At 65.4% G+C, this 20,523-nt stretch carries 17 protein-coding genes; 7 read left to right on the plus strand and 10 right to left on the minus strand.

Annotated elements, in window-relative coordinates:
• Positions 1-9 precede the first annotated feature (9 nt).
• Positions 10-1,182, minus strand: a complete 1,173-nt coding sequence (locus tag A6V37_RS06625; RefSeq protein WP_064271195.1) for a glycosyltransferase — start codon at positions 1,180-1,182, stop codon at positions 10-12.
• Entirely contained in the window at positions 1,182-2,048 is an 867-nt protein-coding gene (gene hpnC, locus A6V37_RS06630; protein ID WP_064271194.1) for a squalene synthase HpnC, read from the minus strand. Before hpnC ends, A6V37_RS06625 begins: the two co-directional genes overlap by 1 nt.
• Positions 2,049-2,431: 383 nt before the next feature.
• Here hpnC and ispH point away from each other — a divergent pair, with 383 nt between their 5' ends.
• Both ispH and hpnH read left to right on the plus strand, forming a co-directional pair.
• The gene (gene ispH / locus A6V37_RS06635; RefSeq protein ID WP_064271193.1) at positions 2,432-3,376 is read left to right on the plus strand and encodes a 4-hydroxy-3-methylbut-2-enyl diphosphate reductase; all 945 of its coding nucleotides are present in this window, start codon (positions 2,432-2,434) and stop codon (positions 3,374-3,376) included.
• A gap of 10 nt (positions 3,377-3,386) precedes the next feature.
• The gene (gene hpnH, locus A6V37_RS06640) at positions 3,387-4,541 is read left to right on the plus strand and encodes an adenosyl-hopene transferase HpnH (RefSeq protein WP_064271192.1); all 1,155 of its coding nucleotides are present in this window, start codon (positions 3,387-3,389) and stop codon (positions 4,539-4,541) included.
• Between the two features lie 132 nt (positions 4,542-4,673).
• On the opposite strand, the gene A6V37_RS06645 is transcribed toward hpnH, so the two are convergent.
• Positions 4,674-5,279, minus strand: a complete 606-nt coding sequence (locus tag A6V37_RS06645) for an MlaC/ttg2D family ABC transporter substrate-binding protein (protein ID WP_064271191.1) — start codon at positions 5,277-5,279, stop codon at positions 4,674-4,676.
• A gap of 213 nt (positions 5,280-5,492) precedes the next feature.
• On the opposite strand from A6V37_RS06645, the gene hpnN reads away from it, so the two are divergent.
• Together hpnN and A6V37_RS06655 are read left to right on the plus strand one after the other, a co-directional pair.
• Positions 5,493-8,111, plus strand: coding sequence for a hopanoid transporter HpnN (hpnN, locus tag A6V37_RS06650; protein WP_064271190.1), 2,619 nt, complete (start codon positions 5,493-5,495; stop codon positions 8,109-8,111).
• A gap of 2 nt (positions 8,112-8,113) precedes the next feature.
• Entirely contained in the window at positions 8,114-9,118 is a 1,005-nt protein-coding gene (locus A6V37_RS06655; protein ID WP_064285868.1) for an MlaA family lipoprotein, read from the plus strand.
• Positions 9,119-9,206: 88 nt separating this feature from the next.
• On the opposite strand, the gene A6V37_RS06660 is transcribed toward A6V37_RS06655, so the two are convergent.
• The 7 genes from A6V37_RS06660 to A6V37_RS06690 form a co-directional block, all read right to left on the minus strand.
• Complete coding sequence (locus tag A6V37_RS06660) at positions 9,207-9,941, minus strand: phosphorylase (protein WP_064271188.1); 735 nt, start codon at positions 9,939-9,941, stop codon at positions 9,207-9,209.
• A 4-nt stretch (positions 9,942-9,945) separates the two neighbouring features.
• Positions 9,946-11,976 carry a squalene--hopene cyclase gene (gene shc / locus A6V37_RS06665; protein WP_064271187.1) on the minus strand — a complete coding sequence of 677 codons (2,031 nt, stop codon included), beginning with the start codon at positions 11,974-11,976 and terminating at the stop codon, positions 9,946-9,948.
• Entirely contained in the window at positions 11,973-13,241 is a 1,269-nt protein-coding gene (hpnE, locus tag A6V37_RS06670; protein ID WP_064271186.1) for a hydroxysqualene dehydroxylase HpnE, read from the minus strand. Before hpnE ends, shc begins: the two co-directional genes overlap by 4 nt.
• 4 nt (positions 13,242-13,245) lie before the next feature.
• Positions 13,246-14,094: a presqualene diphosphate synthase HpnD gene (gene hpnD, locus A6V37_RS06675; protein WP_064271185.1), complete on the minus strand. Its 849-nt coding sequence runs from the start codon at positions 14,092-14,094 to the stop codon at positions 13,246-13,248.
• Between the two features lie 266 nt (positions 14,095-14,360).
• The gene (locus tag A6V37_RS06680; protein WP_064271184.1) at positions 14,361-15,299 is read right to left on the minus strand and encodes a sensor domain-containing diguanylate cyclase; all 939 of its coding nucleotides are present in this window, start codon (positions 15,297-15,299) and stop codon (positions 14,361-14,363) included.
• A complete protein-coding gene (locus tag A6V37_RS06685; RefSeq protein ID WP_064271183.1) occupies positions 15,296-15,919 on the minus strand; it encodes a chemotaxis protein CheC in 624 nt (207 codons plus the stop codon). The genes A6V37_RS06680 and A6V37_RS06685 overlap by 4 nt, the downstream gene beginning before the upstream one ends.
• Positions 15,912-16,280, minus strand: coding sequence for a response regulator (locus A6V37_RS06690; protein ID WP_064271182.1), 369 nt, complete (start codon positions 16,278-16,280; stop codon positions 15,912-15,914). The genes A6V37_RS06685 and A6V37_RS06690 overlap by 8 nt, the downstream gene beginning before the upstream one ends.
• Before the next feature lie 220 nt (positions 16,281-16,500).
• On the opposite strand from A6V37_RS06690, the gene A6V37_RS40475 reads away from it, so the two are divergent.
• From A6V37_RS40475 to A6V37_RS06700, 3 genes are all read left to right on the plus strand, one after another.
• Positions 16,501-16,839, plus strand: a complete 339-nt coding sequence (locus A6V37_RS40475) for a hypothetical protein (protein ID WP_157447852.1) — start codon at positions 16,501-16,503, stop codon at positions 16,837-16,839.
• 137 nt (positions 16,840-16,976) lie between these two features.
• On the plus strand, positions 16,977-19,253 hold the full coding sequence (locus tag A6V37_RS06695; RefSeq protein WP_064271181.1) for a hybrid sensor histidine kinase/response regulator: 2,277 nt from the start codon (positions 16,977-16,979) through the stop codon (positions 19,251-19,253).
• Between the two features lie 225 nt (positions 19,254-19,478).
• Positions 19,479-20,480 carry an NADH-quinone oxidoreductase subunit E gene (locus A6V37_RS06700; RefSeq protein ID WP_064271180.1) on the plus strand — a complete coding sequence of 334 codons (1,002 nt, stop codon included), beginning with the start codon at positions 19,479-19,481 and terminating at the stop codon, positions 20,478-20,480.
• Positions 20,481-20,523 lie beyond the last annotated feature (43 nt).

Raw genomic sequence — 20,523 nt, forward strand, 5'->3', positions numbered from 1 at the left:
CGCGCCGCCTCAGCGCTCCTGCACGGGCGCCTGAACGCGCGCCTTCCACTGGCCACCCTTACCGCGCCAGTAGCGCACCGCCGACGCGAACGTCGCGCCGACATAGAACAGCGCGACCAGCGGCAGGAACGGCGCCCACAACGGCGAGCGGCGGTAGTAGCTCAGCATCGGCGCGTACGCGCAGCACATGGCCGCCCACGCGAGCCACGCGGGCCAGCCCGTGGGTCCGAGCACCAGCGCGGCCACCGGCGGCATCAGATAGATGATCGTCATGCCGGCCAGCGTTCCGGCCAGCAGCAGCGGCGAATAACGCAATTGGGTAAATGCCGTGCGCGCGATCATGTTCCAGATATCCCGCCAGCTATCGTATGGACGCAGCGACACGCTGCGCGCCGCCACATCCAGCCGGATCGCATGACGCCCCGTGCCGCGATGCTTGATGCGCGCGGCGAGACTGCAGTCGTCGATCAGCTCGGCGCGGATCGACTCGATGCCGCCCGCCTCCTCCAGCGCGCCACGCCGCACCAGCATGCAGCCGCCCGCGGCGGCCGCCGTGCGATTGCGCGGGTTGTTGACCCACGCGAACGGATACAGCTTGGCGAAGAAGAACACGAAGGCCGGAATCAGCGCCTTTTCCCAGAACGAGTCGCAGCGCAAACGGACCATCAGCGAGACGAGGTCGCGCTGTTCCGCGTCGGCGCGCGCCACGAGTTGCACGACCGCGTCGGCGGGATGGCCGATGTCGGCGTCGGTCAGCAGAAGAAAGTCCGCCGGCAGGCCGAGCGTGCGCACGGCCTCGATGCCCTGCGACTGCGCCCAGACCTTGCCCGACCAGCCCGGCGGCAGCGGCTTCGCGCTCAGCACCGTCAGGCGGCCGGGGCATTGCAGCTGCAACGCGGCGGCACGCGCGGCGTCGGCGGTGCCGTCGGTGCTGTGGTCGTCGACCACGATCACGTGGAATTCGCCCGGATAGTCCTGCTGCAGCAGGCTGGTGACCGCCTCGCCAATCACATCGACTTCATTGCGGGCCGGCACGACGGCAGCGACCGCCGGCCATGATTCGCGAGGCCCGATCGTTAGCGGCGCGGCAGGACGCGCGCGCCAGAAGCCGCCGCGTGCGAACAGCAGCACGCACCAGATCAACAGCGAAAGACACGAAAGAAGAAACAGAACCACTGCCATTAAACATTACCCTCGATTGAGCGCGCCTCGACCCCAACGCGCCGTGACAGCCACATCACCACAGTGCGCGCCGCGACAACGCACCAGTCAAATGTATTAAGCACTGGCCGCGCGCGAAACACGTCGTAGTCCGCGCGCTCGATCCGTTCGAGGAAGCGCAGACCGCCCTGAACGGCGCCGCAGAGTTCGAAACCCAGCCGCCCCGGGATGCGCAACGCGAGCGGCGCGCCGCGCACCAGCGTGTCCCGCACGAAGGATACTTCGTGCGCCATGAGCGCGCGCCAGTTGTCGTCGGCGACACCTTTGGCGATGTGCGCCTCGGTGACATTAAAGCGCCGCAAATCCGCGAGCGGCAGATACACACGATCTTTTTTCCAGTCGGCGGCCACGTCGAGCCACAAGCCGATCAACTGCGACGCCGTGCAGATCGCGTCGGCGTCGGCGAGATTCTCCGGCGTGCCGGCGCCGATCAGATGCAGCATCAGATGCCCCAGCGGGTTCGCGGACAGGCGGCAATAGCCGAGCAGCGCGGCCCGGTCGGCGTAACGCGGGGTGTCGATGTCCCGCGCGCACGCGTCGAGCAGTTCGTAGAACGGCGCGAGCGGCAACTGATGCTGCGCCACCACGCCGGCAAGCTTGCCGAACAGCAGCGGATGCACCGGCGCCGCGCGCCGCTCCGCCACCGCGTCGAGACCCGCGCGAAAATCGGCGAGACAGGCGTGCCGTTCGGCCGCGCTCCAGTCGTCCTCGTCGGCAATGTCGGCGGCCGTGCGGACCACCTGATAGATAACGCCGATAGGCGCGTGCAGCGCCTTTGGCAGCAACACGCTCGCGACCGGAAAGTTTTCGTATTGATCGACGTCCATCCAGCGAGCCTCGAAACCCTTTTGTAATACTGGCGCCAAGCGCCGCGAACTGCGTAGTTTAAGGGTTCCGTTCGACCGGTGCAGCGTGTAATCTTTGCCAGGCCCGCTGTGCCCGGATCGCTGTGCCGGGTCCGGCTGACCGCCCGTGCCGCGGGCGCCGCAAGTGCAATATCGCGTAAGATCGGCTGGTTCCTTTGGCGCCCGTCCAACACCCGGCGGGCACGTCGAAGCAAAGCCGGCCTGATAGCGTTAGAATGCGCGTTTGGTTTTGCTGTACCGGCCCGCTGCCGGGGCTCAAGACGTCAACTAACTAGATGATCGCGGCGATAAAGTCATATTTACCGACTTCTTCGAAACCCGCGTCAGTCGGAGTTCGCCAACTTATGCGAGTCATCCTTGCTCAGCCCCGCGGCTTTTGTGCGGGTGTTGTTCGTGCAATCGAGATCGTCGATCGTGCGTTACAGCAACACGGCGCACCCGTGTACGTACGCCATGAGATTGTTCACAATCGGCACGTAGTCGAGAATCTGCGTCAGAAGGGCGCGCGCTTCGTCGAAGAGCTCGATGAAGTGCCGCAAGGCGCGGTGGCGATTTTCAGCGCCCACGGTGTGGCTCAAACCGTCGAGCGCGACGCGGAAGCGCGCGGGCTCGACGTGCTGGACGCGACCTGCCCGCTGGTCACCAAAGTCCACGTGCAGGGGCGCCAGTATGTCGGCGCCGGCCGCACGCTGATCCTGATCGGCCACGCCGGGCATCCGGAAGTGGAAGGCACGATCGGCCAGATTCCCGGCAAGGTACTGCTGGTGCAAAGCGAGGCCGAGGTCGCGCATCTGGACCTGCCGGCGGATACACCGCTCGCTTACGTCACGCAGACCACGCTCTCCGTGGACGACACGCGTGGCATTATCGACGCCCTGCTGCGCCGTTTCACCGACATCGTCGGTCCTGACACGCGCGACATCTGCTATGCCACGCAAAACCGCCAGGCGGCGGTGCGCGAGTTGAGCAAGCAGGTCGATGTGCTGCTGGTGGTGGGCGCAACCAACAGTTCGAACTCGAACCGGCTGCGCGAGATCGGCAGCGAAAGCGGCGTGGCGAGCTATCTCGTCGCCGACGGTTCGGAAGTGAAGCCGGAATGGTTTGCGAACGTGCAAACCGTCGGCATTACAGCCGGCGCTTCAGCGCCGGAAGAGATGGTGAAGAACGTAATCGATGCGCTGAGCGCATTGGGGCCTGTCGATGTCACGACGATGGCGGGCCGTGAAGAAAAGGTCGAATTCAAGTTGCCATCGAAACTGATGCAACCACTCGCTGCGCGCGAAGTTTAAGGAGGACGTTTTGTCTATTCCGCTGCTACAGAAAGTCCGGGTCGGCGCCTATATCATGCGTCAGCATCTGTCCGGCAACAAACGCTATCCGCTCGCCCTGATGCTGGAGCCCCTGTTCCGCTGCAATCTCGCCTGCAACGGCTGCGGCAAGATCGACTATCCGGATCCCATCCTGAACCAGCGCCTGTCGCTGGAAGAATGCCTTGGCGCCGTCGACGAGTGCGGCGCGCCGGTGGTCTCGATCGCAGGCGGCGAACCGCTGCTGCACAAGGAAATGCCGGAGATCGTCAAGGGCATCATCGCGCGCAAGAAGTTCGTGTACCTGTGCACGAACGCGCTGCTGATGGAAAAGAAGATGGACGACTACGAGCCGAATCCGTACTTCGTCTGGTCGGTCCACCTGGACGGCGATCAGCAGGCGCACGATCACTCGGTGTCGCAAGAAGGCGTGTACGACAAGGCTGTTGCCGCCATCAAGGAAGCGAAGCGCCGTGGTTTCCGCGTGAACATCAACTGCACGCTGTTCAACGACGCCGTGCCGGAACGCGTTGCTGCGTTCTTCGATACGCTCGGGCCGATGGGCGTGGACGGCATCACCGTCTCGCCGGGCTACGCGTATGAGCGCGCACCGGATCAGCAGCACTTCCTGAACCGCGACAAGACCAAGCATCTGTTCCGTGAGATTTTCAAGCGCGGCAACAACGGCAAGAACTGGTCGTTCAGCCAGTCGGCCATGTTCCTCGACTTCCTCGCCGGCAACCAGACCTACGAATGCACGCCGTGGGGCAACCCGGCGCGTACGGTGTTCGGCTGGCAAAAGCCGTGCTATCTGGTCGGCGAAGGTTACGTGAAGACCTTCAAGGAACTGATGGAAACCACCGACTGGGACAAGTACGGCACGGGCAACTACGAAAAGTGCGCCGACTGCATGGTGCACTGCGGTTTCGAAGCGACGGCCGTGATGGATACGGTGGCGCATCCGCTGAAGGCGCTGAAGGTGAGTCTGCGCGGACCGAAGACCTCGGGCGCGTTCACCAAGGACATTCCGCTGGATAAGCAGCGTCCCGCCGAGTACGTCTTCTCCCGCCACGTCGAGATCAAGCTGGAAGAGATCAAGGTCGCCGGCACGGGCAAGAACGTGCGGGCAGCGACAGCGGCGCACTGAACGGCCGCCGGGGCGGTGCGGTGCCGCCCCTGAAGTCTGCTTGCGGCTGGATGTGAGCACAAAAAAAGCGCGGTGGCTCGATGGCCACCGCGCTTTTTCTTTATGCCCCCTAACCCGCGAGGCGATCCATGCTTACCCGGCGCTGCGCGCGTTGTGCGCGGTCAGGAACTTGATCAATCCATCGACACCGCCCTTGGACAACTGATCGGCGAACTGCGTCTGGTACACCTGGATCAGCCAGGCGCCCATCATGTTGATGTCGTAAATCTTCCAGCCGGACGGCCCTTTGGTGAGGCGGTAGTCGATCGCGTCGTCGCCGCCGTTGCTGATCACGTGCGACTGAACGACGATGTCATTGGCCGAGCCCGCCGCGCTGGCCGGCAAGAATTTGAACTTCACGTCCTGGTCGCGCAGTTGCGACAGCGAGGCAGCATAGGTGCGTACGAGCAGCAGCGAAAATTGCTCATAAAGCTGCTTCTGCTGCTCAGGCGTGGCGGTGCTCCAGGCCTTGCCCACGGCGATGCGCGTGGTGCGCTGGAAGTCCGTGGCCGGCACGAAGCGCGTCTCGACCAGCTGGGTGATCTTCGCCATGTCGCCGCCGCGCGCCTGCGGATCCGCCTTCATCGCGGCTACCGTGCCCTCGACTGCACTTTTGACAACCGCGTCGGGCGCAGTTTGCGCATAGGCCGCCGTGGACACCACGGCCGCAGCCAGAAAAGCAGACAGATAACGTTTCATACGCTCGCCAGAACCTGAAAGAAGTAAGCGCCACCGAGCCCGCGAGCTCTTGGCGAAAGCAGGATAGACCAGTATACCGAGATTGCGTTCCCACCCCAATGAGCCACGCCGGGAACCGCACGTGCTGTCAAATACGAGTCGGACCGCTCCGGCTCTGTATACTTGTGCACTTTCTTCAAAAACTACGTCCGTAACAAGGCTACTTTCGCCTACATGCTGAAGCCATTCATTGTCCGTCTCGTCGCCTATTCGGTGCGCCATCCGTATCGGATCGCCGCGCTGTCGCTCGTGCTCGCCGTTCTGAGCGGCATCTACGTTGTCAACAACTTCAAGATCAACACGGACGTCAGCCGTCTCGTCGAGAACGACAAGCAATGGTCGTCGCTCGGCGACGCCATCGACAAGGCCTTCCCGGATCGGGGCGACTCGGTACTGGTGGTGGTCGAAGCGCGCGCGCCGGAATTCGCCGACGCCGCCGCCAATGCCCTGACTACCGCCCTCAAGGCCGATCCCAAGGAATTCGTCTCGGTGTCGCAGCCCGCCGGCGGTCCGTTCTTCGAACACAACGGGCTGCTGTTCCCGTCCATCGACGACGTGATGTCCACCACCTCGCAGCTCGTCCAGTCCCGCCCGCTCGTCAACGCCCTCGCCCACGATCCCAGCCTGACCGGCCTCGCCGGCACGCTCACCACCAGCCTGCTGCTGCCGCTTCAGCTCGGCCAGGTGAAACTCGGCGACATGAGCGGCCTGCTATCGCAAAGCGCGAACACGCTCGACCGCGTGCTGGCCGGCCAGCCGGCGGCCTTCTCGTGGCGCGCGCTGGTCGATAAGAGCACGGCCACCAATCCGGCGCGCGCGTTCGTCGTCGTGCAGCCGGTCCTGAACTACGACGCGCTTGAGGCGGGCGCTACAGCGTCCAAGGCAATCCGCGACACCGCCGCGTCGCTGCACCTCGACTCGCGCTTCGGCGCCACCATCCGTCTGACCGGCGAACAGCCGCTCGCGGATGAAGAGTTCGCGTCGGTCCAGGATGGTGCGGTGCTCAACGGCATTGGCACTTTCATCGTCGTGCTGATCATTCTGTGGCTGGCGCTGCGCTCGGGCCGCATGATCGTCGCGGTGTTCATCACGCTGTTCGTCGGACTGGCGATCACCGCGGCGCTCGGTCTGCTGCTGGTGGGCGCGCTCAACATGATTTCGGTCGCCTTCATGGTGCTGTTCGTCGGGCTCGGGGTCGATTTCGGCGTGCAGTTCGGCGTCAAGTACCGCGAGGAGCGCAATCGCGACAACCGGCTTTCCGCCGCCCTGATGCATACATCGCACAGCATCGGCGTGCCGCTGACGCTTGCCGCGGTCGCGGTGGCGCTGAGCTTCTTCTCGTTCCTGCCGACGGCATACCGTGGCGTGTCGGAGTTGGGTGAAATCGCGGGCGTCGGCATGTTCGTCGCGTACCTCACCAACATGTCGCTGCTGCCGGCGCTGATCAAGCTCTTCAAGCCGCCCGGCGAGGCCGCTTCACCCGGCTTCAGGCAGCTCGCGCCCGTCGACGATTTCCTCGACCGCAATCGCAAGCCGGTGCTGATCGGCACGCTCATCGTCGTGATCGGCGCCACGCCGTTGCTGACGCATCTGCGTTTCGACTTCAATCCGCTGCATCTGAAGGACCCGCATACGGAGTCGATGGCGACGCTGTTGTCGCTGAAGGATTCACCGGAAGCCGCCGTCAACAACGTGCAGGCACTGGCGCCGTCGCTCGCTGACGCCGACCGGATCGCCGCCCATCTGCGCACGCTGCCGGAAGTGGGCCGCGTGACCACGCTCGACACCTTCGTTCCCACCGAGCAGCAGCAAAAGCTGATGCTGATCGCGAGCGCGGCGCAGCAACTCCTGCCGGCGCTGCTGCAGCAGCCCGCCCCGCAGGCGACGGACGCGGTGCGCGTCGACGCGCTCAAGCGCACATCGAACCAGCTCTCGCTCGCCGCCGACGATCACCCGGGCCCCGGCGCCGCCGAAGCCAAGCATCTGTCTGCCACGCTGCAGAAGCTGGCGGCCGCCGACGCGGCCACGCGCGATCGCGCCGAGACCGCGATGTCCGAGACACTGCGCATCGCGCTGAAGCAACTGGCCGACCTGCTGCAGCCCACCGAGATCACGCGCGACAACCTGCCCAAGGAGATCTCCAGCAGCTGGGTGTCGAAGGACGGCCACGCCCTCATCGACATTTCGCCGAAGGTGAAACCCGGCGCCGATCCGAGCGACGACACCGTGCTGGCCCGCTTTGCCCACGAGGTGAAGAAGGCGGAGCCGGGCGCGATCGGCGGGCCGATTTCGATCCTGCATTCGGCGGACACCATCATCAAGGCGTTCCTGCAAGCCGCCGCCTACGCGCTCATCTCGATTGCGATCCTGCTGTGGGTCGCGTTGCGGCGGTTTGGCGACATGCTGCGCACGCTGGTTCCGCTGCTGGTCTCGGCGCTCGTGACGCTGGAGTTGTGCGTTGTGTTCGGTATGCCACTGAACTTTGCGAATATCATCGCGTTGCCCCTGATGCTTGGCGTCGGCGTAGCGTTTAAGATTTACTTCGTGATGGCATGGCGCCACGGCCAGACCAGCCTCCTGCAGTCGAGCCTCACGCATGCCGTGCTGTTCAGCGCCGCAACCACGGCGACGGCGTTCGGCAGCCTGTGGCTGTCGCACCATCCTGGCACGTCCAGTATGGGGCGGCTGCTGGCGCTGTCGTTGTTCTGCACGCTGATCGGTGCAGTGGTGTTTCAGCCCGTGCTGATGGGTAAGCCGCGCCCGCATCTTGCGCGAAGCAAAAAGGAAAAATAAGCATGAAGCTGCGTAACACCGTGTTAGCGTTCGCCGCCACCGGTCTGATCTCTGGCTGCGCCACCGGTCCCGACCGCAAGCCGGGCGACCCGCTCGAACCCATGAACCGGGCGATATTCAGTTTCAACGACGGGGTGGACCGCTACGTCGCGGTTCCGGTTGCGAAGGGCTACCAGAAAGTGACGCCGCAGCCGCTGCGCACCGCCGTGAGCAACTTCTTTTCGAACCTGGGCGACCTGACCAACGCCGCGAACGCGCTGCTGCAGTTGAAGATCACCGACGCGACCGAAGACTTCGTGCGTTTCGCGTTCAACTCGACCTTCGGCCTAGGGGGCCTGCTCGACTGGGCGACGCCGGCCGGCCTGCCCAAGCATCACCAGGATTTCGGTCTGACGCTGGGTCATTGGGGCGTTCCGTCGGGCCCGTATCTCGTCCTGCCGCTGTTCGGTCCGAGCACGGTGCGTGACAGCATGGGACTGATCGTCGATGTGAAGTTCAATCCTCTGAACTACGTGGAACCGGCGGTGCGCAATCCGCTGTACGTGCTGCAGTTCGTGAGCGTGCGCTCCGACCTGCTGGGTGCGAGCAGCCTGCTGGAACAGGCCGCGCTGGACAAGTACTCGTTCGTGCGCGATGCCTACACGCAGCAGCGCAAGGCGCGTCTGCGCGGCACGAACGAAAATGCGGCGCCGTTGCCGAACTATGACGACCAAGGGGGCGATTCTGGCGCGTCGGCCACGCCGGCAGCGGCCGCACCGGCGGCCGGCGGCCTGCCGAACTACGCTGATCCGGGCGACGCCGCGCAAGCCCCGAATGCGGCCTCTGGCGCCGCCACAGGAGCACCGGCAGGCGTGCCTGACTACAGCGATCCAGGCGAGGCTCCCGCGAGCGGCGCAGCGGGCTCGAACCCGGCCGCGCCCGCCGCCGCTTCAGGCGCGACGGTGCCGACGCCGCAGCCCGCACCGGCTGACGGCGCCAAGCCGGCCTCAGCACCGGTTTCGCAGTAGGGAAAGAGAATCAGAAAAAGGCGTGCTGCGGGCACTCAAGCCGGTCGTTGTCCCGTTGTCCGGCGAGGGGCCCGCTTCCGGCGGTGTGTCAGGCAATCGCCGCCATCCGCAAAGCCCCGGCCGCGCCCATCGCGCGGCGCGCCTGAACCAGCGCGATACGCGCCGCCCGGGCGTCGCCGGCTAATTGAATGAGCGCGCCGATCTGCGACGGCTGCCGCATCAACTCGCGCAGAATCGGCCCGAGCGCCGTGCTGCCGTCGTCGCGCAGACCGGCCGTGGCGGCGGAAGGCAGCGTGCGCCAAGCCGGATCGACGATGGCCCGGCACACGGCGAAGGGCACACCATGCGCGGCGGCTGCCGTGCCGGCAATGTGCGACTCCATATCCACGGCCAAAGCGCCATTCGAGCGATGCAGCGCGTCCTTGTCGCTCGCGCTCACCAGCGGGGCGGCGACCGCGGCCATGAGGCCGCGCCGCAGGCGCGCTGCAAGCGGCCCTGCCGCGATTGCGTCCGCCAGCCGGTCCGCCCACGCCCGATCGGTCTGGAGACGCCCCAACGGCCCCGCCACGGCGTCCGCGATGATCAGGGAACCCGCTTCCAGATCCGGCGCCAAACCGCCCGCCGTACCGAAACTCACAATGCCCGAGCAACCGCGCGCCATCGCCGCGCTCAGCGCACGCTCCAGCAGATCGGCGCGCGCCGCATAGACCACCTCGACGCCTTCGCCGCGCGCGATCCGCGCTTCGAAGGCCATGCCCGCGACCACGATCACCGGCAAGGCAGAGCGGCCGTCAGCGGTTAACGGTGTTATCGAGCGTGGCATGCGGTTACATCCCGACCGCGACGCGCGTGAGGCCGTTGCGCTTCAGATGACGGAAACGCGCCAGCGCCCACAGCGGGAAGAACTTGCGATAGCCGTGGTAGCGGAGATAGAACACCCGCGGGAAGCCGGTCGCGGTGAAACGCGTTTCGTCCCACAAGCCATGCTCGCGCTGTTCACGCTGCAGATACGCGACGCCACGCGCCACCGCCTCGTGATTGACTTCGCCCGCCGCCATCAGGCCCATCAGCGCCCACGCGGTTTGCGAGGCCGTGCTCGGTGCGCGCTCATAGCCGTGGTAGTCGAGCTTGTAGCTCTCGCCACCCTCGCCCCAGCCGCCGTCCTCGTTCTGGATCGATACGAGCCACTGTGCCCCGCGCTTCATGCGCGGGTCGTCGTGCGGCATGCCGGCTGCGTTCAATGAACACAGCGCGGTCCACGTGCCATAGATGTAGTTCAGACCCCAGCGGCCGTACCAGCTGCCGTCCGATTCCTGCTCCTTCAGCATGTAGTCGAACGCGCGTTGCGCCGGCTCGCTGCCCTGCGGCAGTTCACCGATTTGCGCGAGCATCGACAGGCACCGGCCGGACACGTCCGCGGTAGGCGGATCGAGCAGGGCGCCGTGATCCGAGAACGGAATGTTGTTCAGGTAGTACTGCGTGTTTTCCGGCTCGAACGCGCCCCAGCCGCCGTCGCTGCTTTGCATGCCGACCACCCATTCGCGCGCGCGCGCAATGGCTTCGCGATCGACATCGGACTTCGTAATCGCCGCCGAACGGTACATCGCCATCGCCACCACCGCCGTATCGTCGACGTCCGGGTAGTGCGCGTTGTTGTACTGGAAGGCCCAGCCGCCAGGCCGCACATTCGGACGGCGCGAAATCCAGTCGCCGCGCACATCGAGAATCTGCAGCGGGCGCAGCCACGCGAGTCCGCGTTCGGCAGCCTGTTCGGCACGCGTCTCGCCGGTTTCGAGCAGCGCGTGCGCCGCGAGCGAGGTGTCCCACACCGGCGAAAGACACGGCTGGCAATATGCTTCGTCATCCTTGATAACGAGCAATTTGTCGATCGACTGGCGCGCAATCGCGCGATTCGGATGGTCGGCCGGATAGCCGAGCACGTCGTACATCATCACCGAATTCGCCATGGCCGGGAAAATCGCGCCGAGGCCGTCTTCGCCGTTCAGCCGTTCATCGACGAAGGCCACCGCCTGGCGCACCGCGCGCTCGCTCGTGGCTTTCGGGAACAGCCCGTCGACCGCGCGCAGCACGCCGTCCACGCAGCGGAAAAAGCGGAACCAGCCGGCATGCTGATGCGGCGCGCGCTGCGGCATGCCGGTGTTGACCGGCGCGCCGCGGAACAGCTCGTCGATCCGCACGCGGCGCGGGTTGCGTGCCACCGGCCGCTTCGCATTGAGCACCAGCAGGGGCACGATCACGGTGCGGGCCCAGTACGACACCTTCGACAGATGGAACGGGAACCACATGGGCAACGACATGATCTCCACGGGCATCATCGGCACCGCGCGCCACGACACCACGCCGAACAGCGCGAGCAGAATCCGCGTGAACACGTTCGCGGCTTCGGCGCCGCCGTGCGAGAGAATCGCCTCGCGCGCGCGGACCATGTGCTCGGCGTCCGCCGGGTCGCCGATCATCTTCAGCGCGAAGTACGCCTTGATGCTGGCGCTGATGTCGAGCGCGCCGTCGGTGAACAGCGGCCAGCCGCCGTTCGGCAACTGGATGCGGCGCAGGTAGCGCGCGATCTTCTGCTCCAGTTCCACGTTCGGCGTTTCGCCGAGGTAGTGAACCAGCAGCACGTATTCGGCGGGAATCGTCGCGTCGGCCTCGAGTTCGTAGACCCAGTGGCCGTCCGGCTTTTGCGCGGCGAGAATCGCATCGGTCGCACGCGTGATCGCGGCGTCGAGCGACGCTGTGTGCGCTTCGCCCGCCACGGCCGGCGCGGGCGCGTCAGGCGCCGTATCGGCGATTTCGGGCAGGACGGCGTCCAGCGGCTGGGCTTGAGAAAAGTCGTTCATCGGCGTTCCATCGGTTGATTCAGCAGCGTATCCGCGGCTTTCTGGCCGGAGCGGATCGCGCCTTCTATCGTCGCGGGCAGGCCAGTGGCCGTCCAGTCGCCCGCAAGCAGCAAATTGTTCCAGCGGGTACGCGTGCCGGGGCGTTGTGTTTCCTGGTCCGGCAGCGCGGCGAATGTCGCGCGTTTGTCCATCACGACCTGCCAGGCCGGCATGGGCGTAAGCGGCAAACTGGCGGCCTTGGCCACCTCGGCCCAGACGGTGGCCGCCAGCGCTTCATGCGGCATGTCGAGCAGGCGTTCAGCGCCGTTCACCGTCACCGACAGGCGCCCGTCGGCGGCGAACAGCCATTCGGCCGTGCCGTTCAGGAGCCCGGTGATCGGCGGCAGGCCAAACGGCGGCTCAAACGCGAAATGCACGTTGGCGGTCGCCGCAAAGCGCGTTGGCGCGCGCAGCCCGGGCACGAGCGGCTGCGCGATTTCCGGCGGCACCGCGAGAATCACGGCGTGGTTCGGTTCGAGCGTGATGCTCTCGTCGGCGAAATTCAGTGCCTGCACACGGCCGTTGCCGGGGGCGAAGACGATGTCGTCCAGGCGCGATCCCAGCCTGATAGCCGCGCCGCCATGCTGCAACAGCCGCAGCGCCGGATCGACGAAGGCGCTGCCAAGACCGTTGCGCGCCACCAGCGGCCGGCATGCGAGGCCGCCGGCAAGCAGGGTCTCCCGCACCATGGCAGCCGTCATCTCAGCCGACGCTTCGCGCGGCTCGACGTTCAGCAGCGCATGAAAAAGCGGACGCAGCAGGCGGTCCCACAGCGGGCCGTTGCAGCGCATGGTCTGCGCGACGCTGCGCCCGGGTTTGGCGAATAGCAGCGGCACGAGCGCCAGATAATCGCTCGGCCCGGTGTTCGGCACGCGCGCGTTCGGATCGAAGATCCACCACGGCAAAAGCCCCGGCGACAGGCGCACGGTCCAGCGCGCCCGGGTGGCCAGATCCACGAACGGATACTCCGGCTGCGCCGGGCCGACCAGTTCGTCGGCGGCGCCGATCGCTCGCGTGTAGTTCAGCGTCGCGGCATTGCCCGACAGGACCATGTGATTGCCGCTGTCGATGGTCGCGCCCAATTTGGCGTCGTAATACGACCGGCAACGGCCGCCCGCCTGCCCGGCGGCTTCGTGCAGCACGACCTGCGCGCCGCGCCGCTGCAGTTGCACGGCGGCAGACAGGCCGGCGAGGCCGGCACCGACCACGTGTACGAGCCGCTGCATCAGCTCAGAAAAGCGCGTAGCGCGCGACGATCCACAGCAGGCGAAGCTTCGGCTTGCTGACCTTCGTGCGCGGAATGTCGAAGCCGCGCTCCAGCGTGCGTTCGAGCAGCACGCGATAGACGCCCGACATGATGCGCGGCGCCCGCACGTGGGTGCGCGGCTCGCGGTCCATGATCGCGTCGGACAGGGCAAAGTGCTCCTTGGCCCGCTCGGCAAGCGTGGCGCACACGCGCGGCAGCGACGGGTCGTCGGCGATCTGGGTGGGGCTCTGCGCCGCGATGCCTTCGCGCGCGAGCAATTCGTGCGGCAGGTAGCAGCGGTTGATGCCCGCATCTTCGTCGATGTCGCGCAGGATATTCGTGAGCTGCAGCGCGCGGCCCAAGTGGTGCGCCAGCAAACGGCCGGGCTCGTCCTGCATCCCGAATATTCTCACCGATAGACGGCCCGCCGCGCTCGCTACGCGGTCGCAATAGAGGTCGAGCGTGTTTTCGTCGGGTGCGCAGATGTCGGCGGCGGCGTCCATCGCCATGCCGTCGATCATCGCGTGAAAGTCTTCGCGTTGCAGTTGAAACGTGTGAATGTGCCGCGTCAGCGCGCGCAGCGAAGCACGCGGCGCGCCGGCGTAGCACGCGTCGATGTCGGCGCGCCAGGCCTCGAGCGCGGCGGCGCGTTCGGCGCGCGGCATGTCGCTGTCGGCGATGTCGTCGACAGCGCGGCAGAAAGCGTAGACCTGATACATCGCGTCGCGCTGCGCAGCCGGCAGGATGCGCATGGCGAGATAAAACGAGCTGCCGGACGTGGCGGCAGCGGCGTCGATTTCTGTATCGTCCACGACAAGATTGGAAACAGCCAAGACGATCTCCGCTGGAGGCGCCCGCTGAAAGGCGTTCAAGAAGTTGTATGCCCGCCGCTTGCGCAGGGCAGGCGGCACGCGCGCGCGGACACGCGCGAAACACCCGGCTGGGAGGCCGGAAACGGCGAAAAGTATATCAACGTTTGTGAGATGCCGCAGAATCGCGGGCAAATAGGGGGCCGGAAGAGTGTTCGAAGCCGGGATGAGCCTGCGTCATTCGGCGCCTTATGGGTGGGACGAGGCAGTTCCGGCAGGTCAGCGTGCCGTCAGGCAAATGCGACTGAACGGTTGCGCCCTTGCCGCTTCGCGCTGTAGAGCGCGGCATCGGCTTCGTTGATCAGCACGTCATACGCCGGCACGCCCAACCGGGCCGCCGCACCGCCCACGCTCGCGGTCACCGGCACGCTCGTGCCCTGCACTTCGACGGGCGTGTCGGCGATCGTGCGACGGATCTTTTCCGCGACGCGCATCGCGTCGTCGAGCGGCGTGCAGGGCAGCAGCAGCGCGAATTCCTCGCCGCCGAAACGCCCGAACGTGTCCTGCGCCCGCACGACCTCGGCGACCCGTTGCGCCATGACACGCAGCACCGTATCGCCGACGCCATGGCCGAACTGGTCGTTGATTTTCTTGAAATGATCGAGATCGAACAGCAGCATCGACATCTCGCCGCCGTAGCGCTGCCAGCGCGTATATTCGTCGCGCAGGCGGGCCTCGAAGTAACGGCGGTTGGCGATGCCTGTCAGACCGTCGCGGTCCGCGTATTCCTGGAGTTTCGCGACCGCCTCTTCACGCTCGCGCTGCACGATGCTCACGTGCGTGACATCGGAAATGGTGACGCACACGGCCACCACTTCGCGATCGCGCATGAGCGGCATAAAGGTGCAGTCCTGCTGCATGAAATCGACACCGCCGGTAATCGGCCGGTCATGGTCGAACTTGAAGAGATACGGGCGCTGCTCCCACGAACTGAACGCAAAACTGCCGAGCTGAAACACGCTTTCGATCTTGCGCGACAGCCACACGCGCGGCAGTTCCGGAAAATGCGTGAAGAGTGATTTGCCGACCACCTGTTCCGGCGCCAGGCCGCTATGGTCCTGCATGAACCGGTTCCACATGAGCACGTTCATGTCGCGATCGAGCACGAAAATGCCGAAGCCGACACGTTCGACCACCAGATCGCTCAACGAATCCACGGGCACGCTCATAGGCTCGACAACAGCGCGTCGAGCGCCCCGTTCATGTGGCGAATCGACTCTTCGGCCATCAGCATCACGAGGTGCGCGCGGAAGCTCTGGTCCTCGAGCGCGAAATTCACTTCGACCAGCAGCGCCACTTCCCATTGCAGCACGCCGGGCTGGAACACCTCGTCGAGCGTGGTGGCTTCGCCGAGCAAACCCGGCGCGGAGAAAATCGGCGTGCGGCCAAGCTGGTCGAGAATGCACGAGACGCAGGCGCCCGTCAGCACGTTCGCGACATCGAACACCAGTTCTCTCTGACTCACCGCATCGTAGGATGAGCGCGAATAGGGGTCGCTCACGAGCGAGCACAGTTGCTCGATGCTGTCGCTGCGGCAGATCACCAGCGCCTCGCCCTTGATGTCGGAGCGAAAACCCTGCCGCACCGCGCTCACCGTATCTTCGATCCCGGTCATTTCCCGCAGCGCCTGCGCCGCCTCGCTGACCGCCACGACCTTCACGCGCGGCACCGACAATTCGATGAACGCATCGAGCAGCCGCGCCAGACGCGTCGCCGCCTGGCCCATCGCCAGATTGGCGACCTCTTGCAGCGCGTCGCGCTGATCTTCGGTGAGGGCGGGCTCAGACATACAAGCCGTACTCCTTGAGGATGGGCACCAGCGCCTCCGGCGTCACGGGCTTGGCGATGAACGCGGCCGCGCCGAGCGTGCGCACGCGCGACTGGGCCATCGGCTGGATATCCGCGGAAACGACGATGACGAAGGTGTTCAGATCCTCATGCTGCAAGGCTTCGAGCACCTGATAACCGGTCATGTCGGGCATGGTCAGGTCGAGGAACATGACTGACGCTTTACCCTCGCGATACAGCCCGAGCGCTTCGCGCCCGTTCGATGCGTAGGAGACGTCCACATCCCAGTCCGGCGGCAATGCCTTGGTGAGCACCTTGCGGGCAAGCAGCGAATCATCGGCGATCACAATAGGCAACGGCATGGGCGGGTCGGAAGGCGGAATGGGGGTCTTACGCGTTATCGGCAGTTGGGGGCGCTTTCTTTAGCGTGCGCTCTGCCCGCTAACGGTGAAGTGTGCCAACGCTGGCTGGAATACAGGGCGCCGTCGACGAACGAGGAGGCCGCGCGGTGCGGCGCGACGGGCGGAACTGGCGGGCGGGCATGAATGCGTGCGCGCACGGTGGACGACGGCGATGACCAGCATGTTCGAAGCCTACCCCGTAGACGAATCTGCGCAGCTACGTGGATCGGGTTGGTCCCCTGCCGCGCGCGTGATTCCGCGAACACCTTCCGCCACGCGTTGTACGCATGTCTGGTCGGGCGGTCCTCGCGGGAGAGGCGTCCGAACGTGGCGGACGCATTTTTGTGATGGAACCGATTTTCAAAGCAAAACAACGGAAAAGCAACTCGCCAATTTCACTTTCATTAATGAGATTTTCCTGCCACTCACTATTGAAGAAAATATTTTGGTGAATTTTCAGCAATTTCTTTTGTTTTATACTTTTGTGTACGTTTGCGCTTCTCGATTCGTCACTGTTTAAAAAAATCCGACGAATCAAGCCTGAGCGAAAGCCCATTCATTGACGGCGGTAACTTCTACCGCCGCGCGGCGTCTATGCTTCTCGTATGATGCCTATTCTCGGGCACTTTGCCCTGAACGACCCTCGCACGACCGACAATGAAATCCGACCGGTTCGATCCGCCTCAAGCGAGCCGCCTGTCCGCTGACCGGCAGGACGAGGCTTTATTTCCCGCCGTGCCGGAACAGAATTTCCAGGTGAGGCGCATCACGCTGATTGCGCTGCTGATCGCCGCGATCGTCTTGCCGTGCGTGTACGTCGCGGCCATGGCCTTCAACGATCTGCGCAACCGTGAAGCCGACGCCACCGACATGACTCTGCGCACCGTCCGGGTCGCGGAAGAACACGCGCTGAAAGTGTTCGACATGAACGAGACGCTCGACGCGCGCGTAGTCGATCTGACGGAAGGTCTGGACGACGACGGCATTCGCGCCCGCGAAGCGGTCATTCACGAAAAACTGCGCGTCATGGGCGGCGGTTATCCGCAGGTGGCCGCTGTGTCGATCTTCGGACGCGACGGCGACCTGCTCGCCAGCAGCCGTTACCTACCTTCGCCAGCTATCTCGATCGGCACGCGCGACGACTTCACCGGCATTCGCGACGGCAAGGATCTCGAACACGTCTCGAAGGTCATGACCGGGCACGTGGCCGGCGAACAGGTCTTCAACATGGGCGTGGAGCGGCCGGATGCGAATGGCACTTTCGCCGGCATGGTCTCGGTCGCGCTGCGGCCGAGTTATTTCGAAGCGTTCTACCGCGAACTCATTGGCGCCGACGGCAGCATGACGATGAGCCTCGTTCGCATGGACGGCTCGATCCTCGCGCACTATCCGCGCAAGCCCGGTGAGCCAACGGCCATGGCGCCGCAATCCCCGTTCGCCGACGCCGTGGCACAAGGGCGGCGGGCCGGCGTCCTGCGGATGCGCTCGAACGCCGGCGGCGAGGATCTGATCGTCGCGTTCCGGCACGTCGGCTCGTATCCCGTGTACGTGCTGTGCGGCTACCGCACCTCGGCGATCTGGGCTGCCTGGTACCAGCATCTCGCCGTGCTGCTTCTGTCGATGTTCACGCCGTCCATCGCGCTGTGGTGCGTGATCTGGCTCTCGCTGCGCCGCCTCGGCGCGGAAGAGGAAGCGTGGGAGCGCTGGCAGGCCGAAGCGTCCATGCGCCGCTCGATCGAGTCCGCTTATCGCCAGTCGCGCAAGATGGAAGCGCTCGGCACGCTGGTCGGCAGCGTCGCGCACGATTTCAACAACCTGCTGATGATCCTCTCGACCAACGTGCAGATCGTGCGGCGGCGCGGCGCAACCGGCCTCGACCGGGAATTGTCGGCCATGGAGCGCGCGCTCAAGAGCGGCGAGTCGCTCACCCGTCAGTTGCTTGGCGTCGCGCGCAAGCAGCCGCTGCGTAACGAAACGTTGTCCCTCGAACGCTGGCTGCCGGCAAGCCGCGAGTTGCTGCGCGCATCGCTCGGCGCGAAAGTGTCGCTCGTGATCGATATCGGCAGCGAGGTCTGGCCGATGCGCGTCGACGTCGCCGAGCTGGAGCTGGCGCTCATCAACATTGCCGTGAACGCGCGCGACGCCATGCCCAATGGCGGTCGCTTCACGGTACGGGCCACCAATCTCCATTTCCGCCACGAAGACGGCTTTCCGTTGACCGGCGACTTCGTGCAGCTGGCGCTCGAAGATACCGGCGGCGGCATGGCGCCTGACGTGCTCGCGCATGCGTTCGAACCGCTCTTCACCACCAAGCCGAAAGGCATGGGCACGGGCCTCGGGTTGCCGCAGGTTTTCGCGTTCTGCGAGCGCTCCGGCGGCCTTGCCGCCATCGACAGCGCGGTCGGCGCGGGCACCTCGGTGCGCCTCTATCTGCCGCGCGCCACGGCTGCGCCCGAGGCCGACGGTGCGGCCGAACCGCCCGCCGATGAAAGCAGTACCCCGCTGGGCCTGCGGATTCTGCTGGTCGAGGACAACGACGAAGTGGCCGCCGGCACCGAGGCCTTGCTGCAGATGATGGGCCATCAGGTCACGTGCGTCTTCAACGCCGATACCGCCCTGCACCTGTTCGACGACGCCCGTGCACGGCTGGCCGAAAGCGGCGCGCCGTTGCCGTTCGATCTCGTGCTCTCCGACATTCACATGCCGGGCAAGATGAACGGCATCGATCTGGCCGAGGCAGTGCGCACCTTCGACAGCAAACTGCCGGTGATTCTGGTCACTGGCTACGCGGAGGAACTCGACCGGGCGCGCCACGTGAACGTGCGGGTGCTGTCCAAGCCGTTCGATATCGGCTTGCTGGAAAAGTTGCTGCGCGACATCCAGCATGCTCTCGCGCAGTCCGGCGCGAATCCGGAGACCCATTCGGCAAGCTGAAGACCGGGCTGGTGGACACTTGATGAGACCGTGTCATTTACCGGCGGTTGTAAAAACGCCGCGGCGGCACGCCGTGCGTTTTCGCGTGGCGCCGCCCTACGGGTGCGCCGCCATGGTTCATGAGCGCATCGCGCGTGTCCGGCACGAACGTTGCGGCGTAATCTGAGGAGTAGGAGGGCGCGACAAGCGTCATCCGCTAGGTCAGGTTCACGTCGGGAGGCAGCCATGCGACATACTGTGATTGGATTATTCGACACCTATGCGCGAGCCGAGGACGCCCGCAATACGCTTGTGCAGATCGGCTTCGCCCATGAAGCGATCGAGTTGCAGGCGAATCCGGAACCCTTGGTCGGCTCCGCCACTGATGAAGCCGGCTCGGGTGTGCTGGCGAACATTGAACGCTTCCTTTCGAGCCTGTTCGCGAGCGGTCCGCGTGCACCGGAGGCAGCGCACTATGCCGAAGCAGTGCGCCGCGGCGCGGTGCTGGTGTGCGTCAACGCGGCCAGCGAGGCCCATGCGGAGCTCGCCCGTAACACCTTGACCAGATTGGGGGCCACCGACATCGGTGAACGTAGGCCCGACTGGGACTCGTCAGCGGAATCGAGGCGCGAGCATTCGGTGCTCGACGAGCTCGGCATCGGCGCCATGACGCCGGGCACGCCGCACACGTCGAGCGTGACAATGCCAGGGGTGGCAACGCGGCCCGGCGCCACCGATCCGCTGTACACGGCGCCGCCAGGCAGCACCGACGCCGAGCCGTTCGTACCGCCGCCGCCCAGCGAGCGCCCAATGCGTGATCCGGTCAACGAACCGATGACCGATCCGCTAGTGGGCGATGCGGGGCGCAGCGCCATTGCTGCCGGCTCGGTGCCAGGCTCGGGCGCGATCATGCAGCCGCCGCCGGAAACCGCTTACCGGGCGGAGCCGCCTGCCGCGGATTCGAGCGGCCAGATGCCGAACGAATATCTGGAGTACGAAGAAGATTTCCGCTCGCACTTCGACGCGCAATACTCGGCTGAAAGCACGCGTTACGAGGACTACGTGCCGGCGTATCGCTATGGCGCGGAAATCGGCAATGACGTACGGTACCGCGACCGTGCCTGGGACGAGGTCGAACCGGAAGCACGGCGTCACTGGGAACGCACCTCGCCAGACAGCACGTGGGAGCGCTTCAAGCTGGCCGTGCGTCACGGTTGGGAGCGGGTGACGGGGCATCACCACGTTTGATCAGGGAGGGTGAGCGGCGGCGCCGGACATCGACGGCATCGTC

Origin of the sequence: Paraburkholderia ginsengiterrae (assembly GCF_001645125.1) — a bacterium.
GTDB classification, from domain to species: Bacteria; Pseudomonadota; Gammaproteobacteria; order Burkholderiales; family Burkholderiaceae; genus Paraburkholderia; species Paraburkholderia ginsengiterrae.

Bases quoted from the DNA above. Each gene is read 5' to 3' on its own strand.
- A6V37_RS06625 (WP_064271195.1), bottom strand. From the start codon at position 1,182: ATGGCAGTGGTTCTGTTTCTTCTTTCGTGTCTTTCGCTGTTGATCTGG.
- hpnC (WP_064271194.1), bottom strand. From the start codon at position 2,048: ATGGACGTCGATCAATACGAAAACTTTCCGGTCGCGAGCGTGTTGCTG.
- ispH (WP_064271193.1), top strand. From the start codon at position 2,432: ATGCGAGTCATCCTTGCTCAGCCCCGCGGCTTTTGTGCGGGTGTTGTT.
- A6V37_RS06645 (WP_064271191.1), bottom strand. From the start codon at position 5,279: ATGAAACGTTATCTGTCTGCTTTTCTGGCTGCGGCCGTGGTGTCCACG.
- hpnN (WP_064271190.1), top strand. From the start codon at position 5,493: ATGCTGAAGCCATTCATTGTCCGTCTCGTCGCCTATTCGGTGCGCCAT.
- A6V37_RS06655 (WP_064285868.1), top strand. From the start codon at position 8,114: ATGAAGCTGCGTAACACCGTGTTAGCGTTCGCCGCCACCGGTCTGATC.
- A6V37_RS06660 (WP_064271188.1), bottom strand. From the start codon at position 9,941: ATGCCACGCTCGATAACACCGTTAACCGCTGACGGCCGCTCTGCCTTG.
- shc (WP_064271187.1), bottom strand. From the start codon at position 11,976: ATGAACGACTTTTCTCAAGCCCAGCCGCTGGACGCCGTCCTGCCCGAA.
- hpnE (WP_064271186.1), bottom strand. From the start codon at position 13,241: ATGCAGCGGCTCGTACACGTGGTCGGTGCCGGCCTCGCCGGCCTGTCT.
- A6V37_RS06680 (WP_064271184.1), bottom strand. From the start codon at position 15,299: ATGAGCGTGCCCGTGGATTCGTTGAGCGATCTGGTGGTCGAACGTGTC.
- A6V37_RS06685 (WP_064271183.1), bottom strand. From the start codon at position 15,919: ATGTCTGAGCCCGCCCTCACCGAAGATCAGCGCGACGCGCTGCAAGAG.
- A6V37_RS06690 (WP_064271182.1), bottom strand. From the start codon at position 16,280: ATGCCGTTGCCTATTGTGATCGCCGATGATTCGCTGCTTGCCCGCAAG.
- A6V37_RS40475 (WP_157447852.1), top strand. From the start codon at position 16,501: ATGTTCGAAGCCTACCCCGTAGACGAATCTGCGCAGCTACGTGGATCG.
- A6V37_RS06695 (WP_064271181.1), top strand. From the start codon at position 16,977: ATGAAATCCGACCGGTTCGATCCGCCTCAAGCGAGCCGCCTGTCCGCT.
- A6V37_RS06700 (WP_064271180.1), top strand. From the start codon at position 19,479: ATGCGACATACTGTGATTGGATTATTCGACACCTATGCGCGAGCCGAG.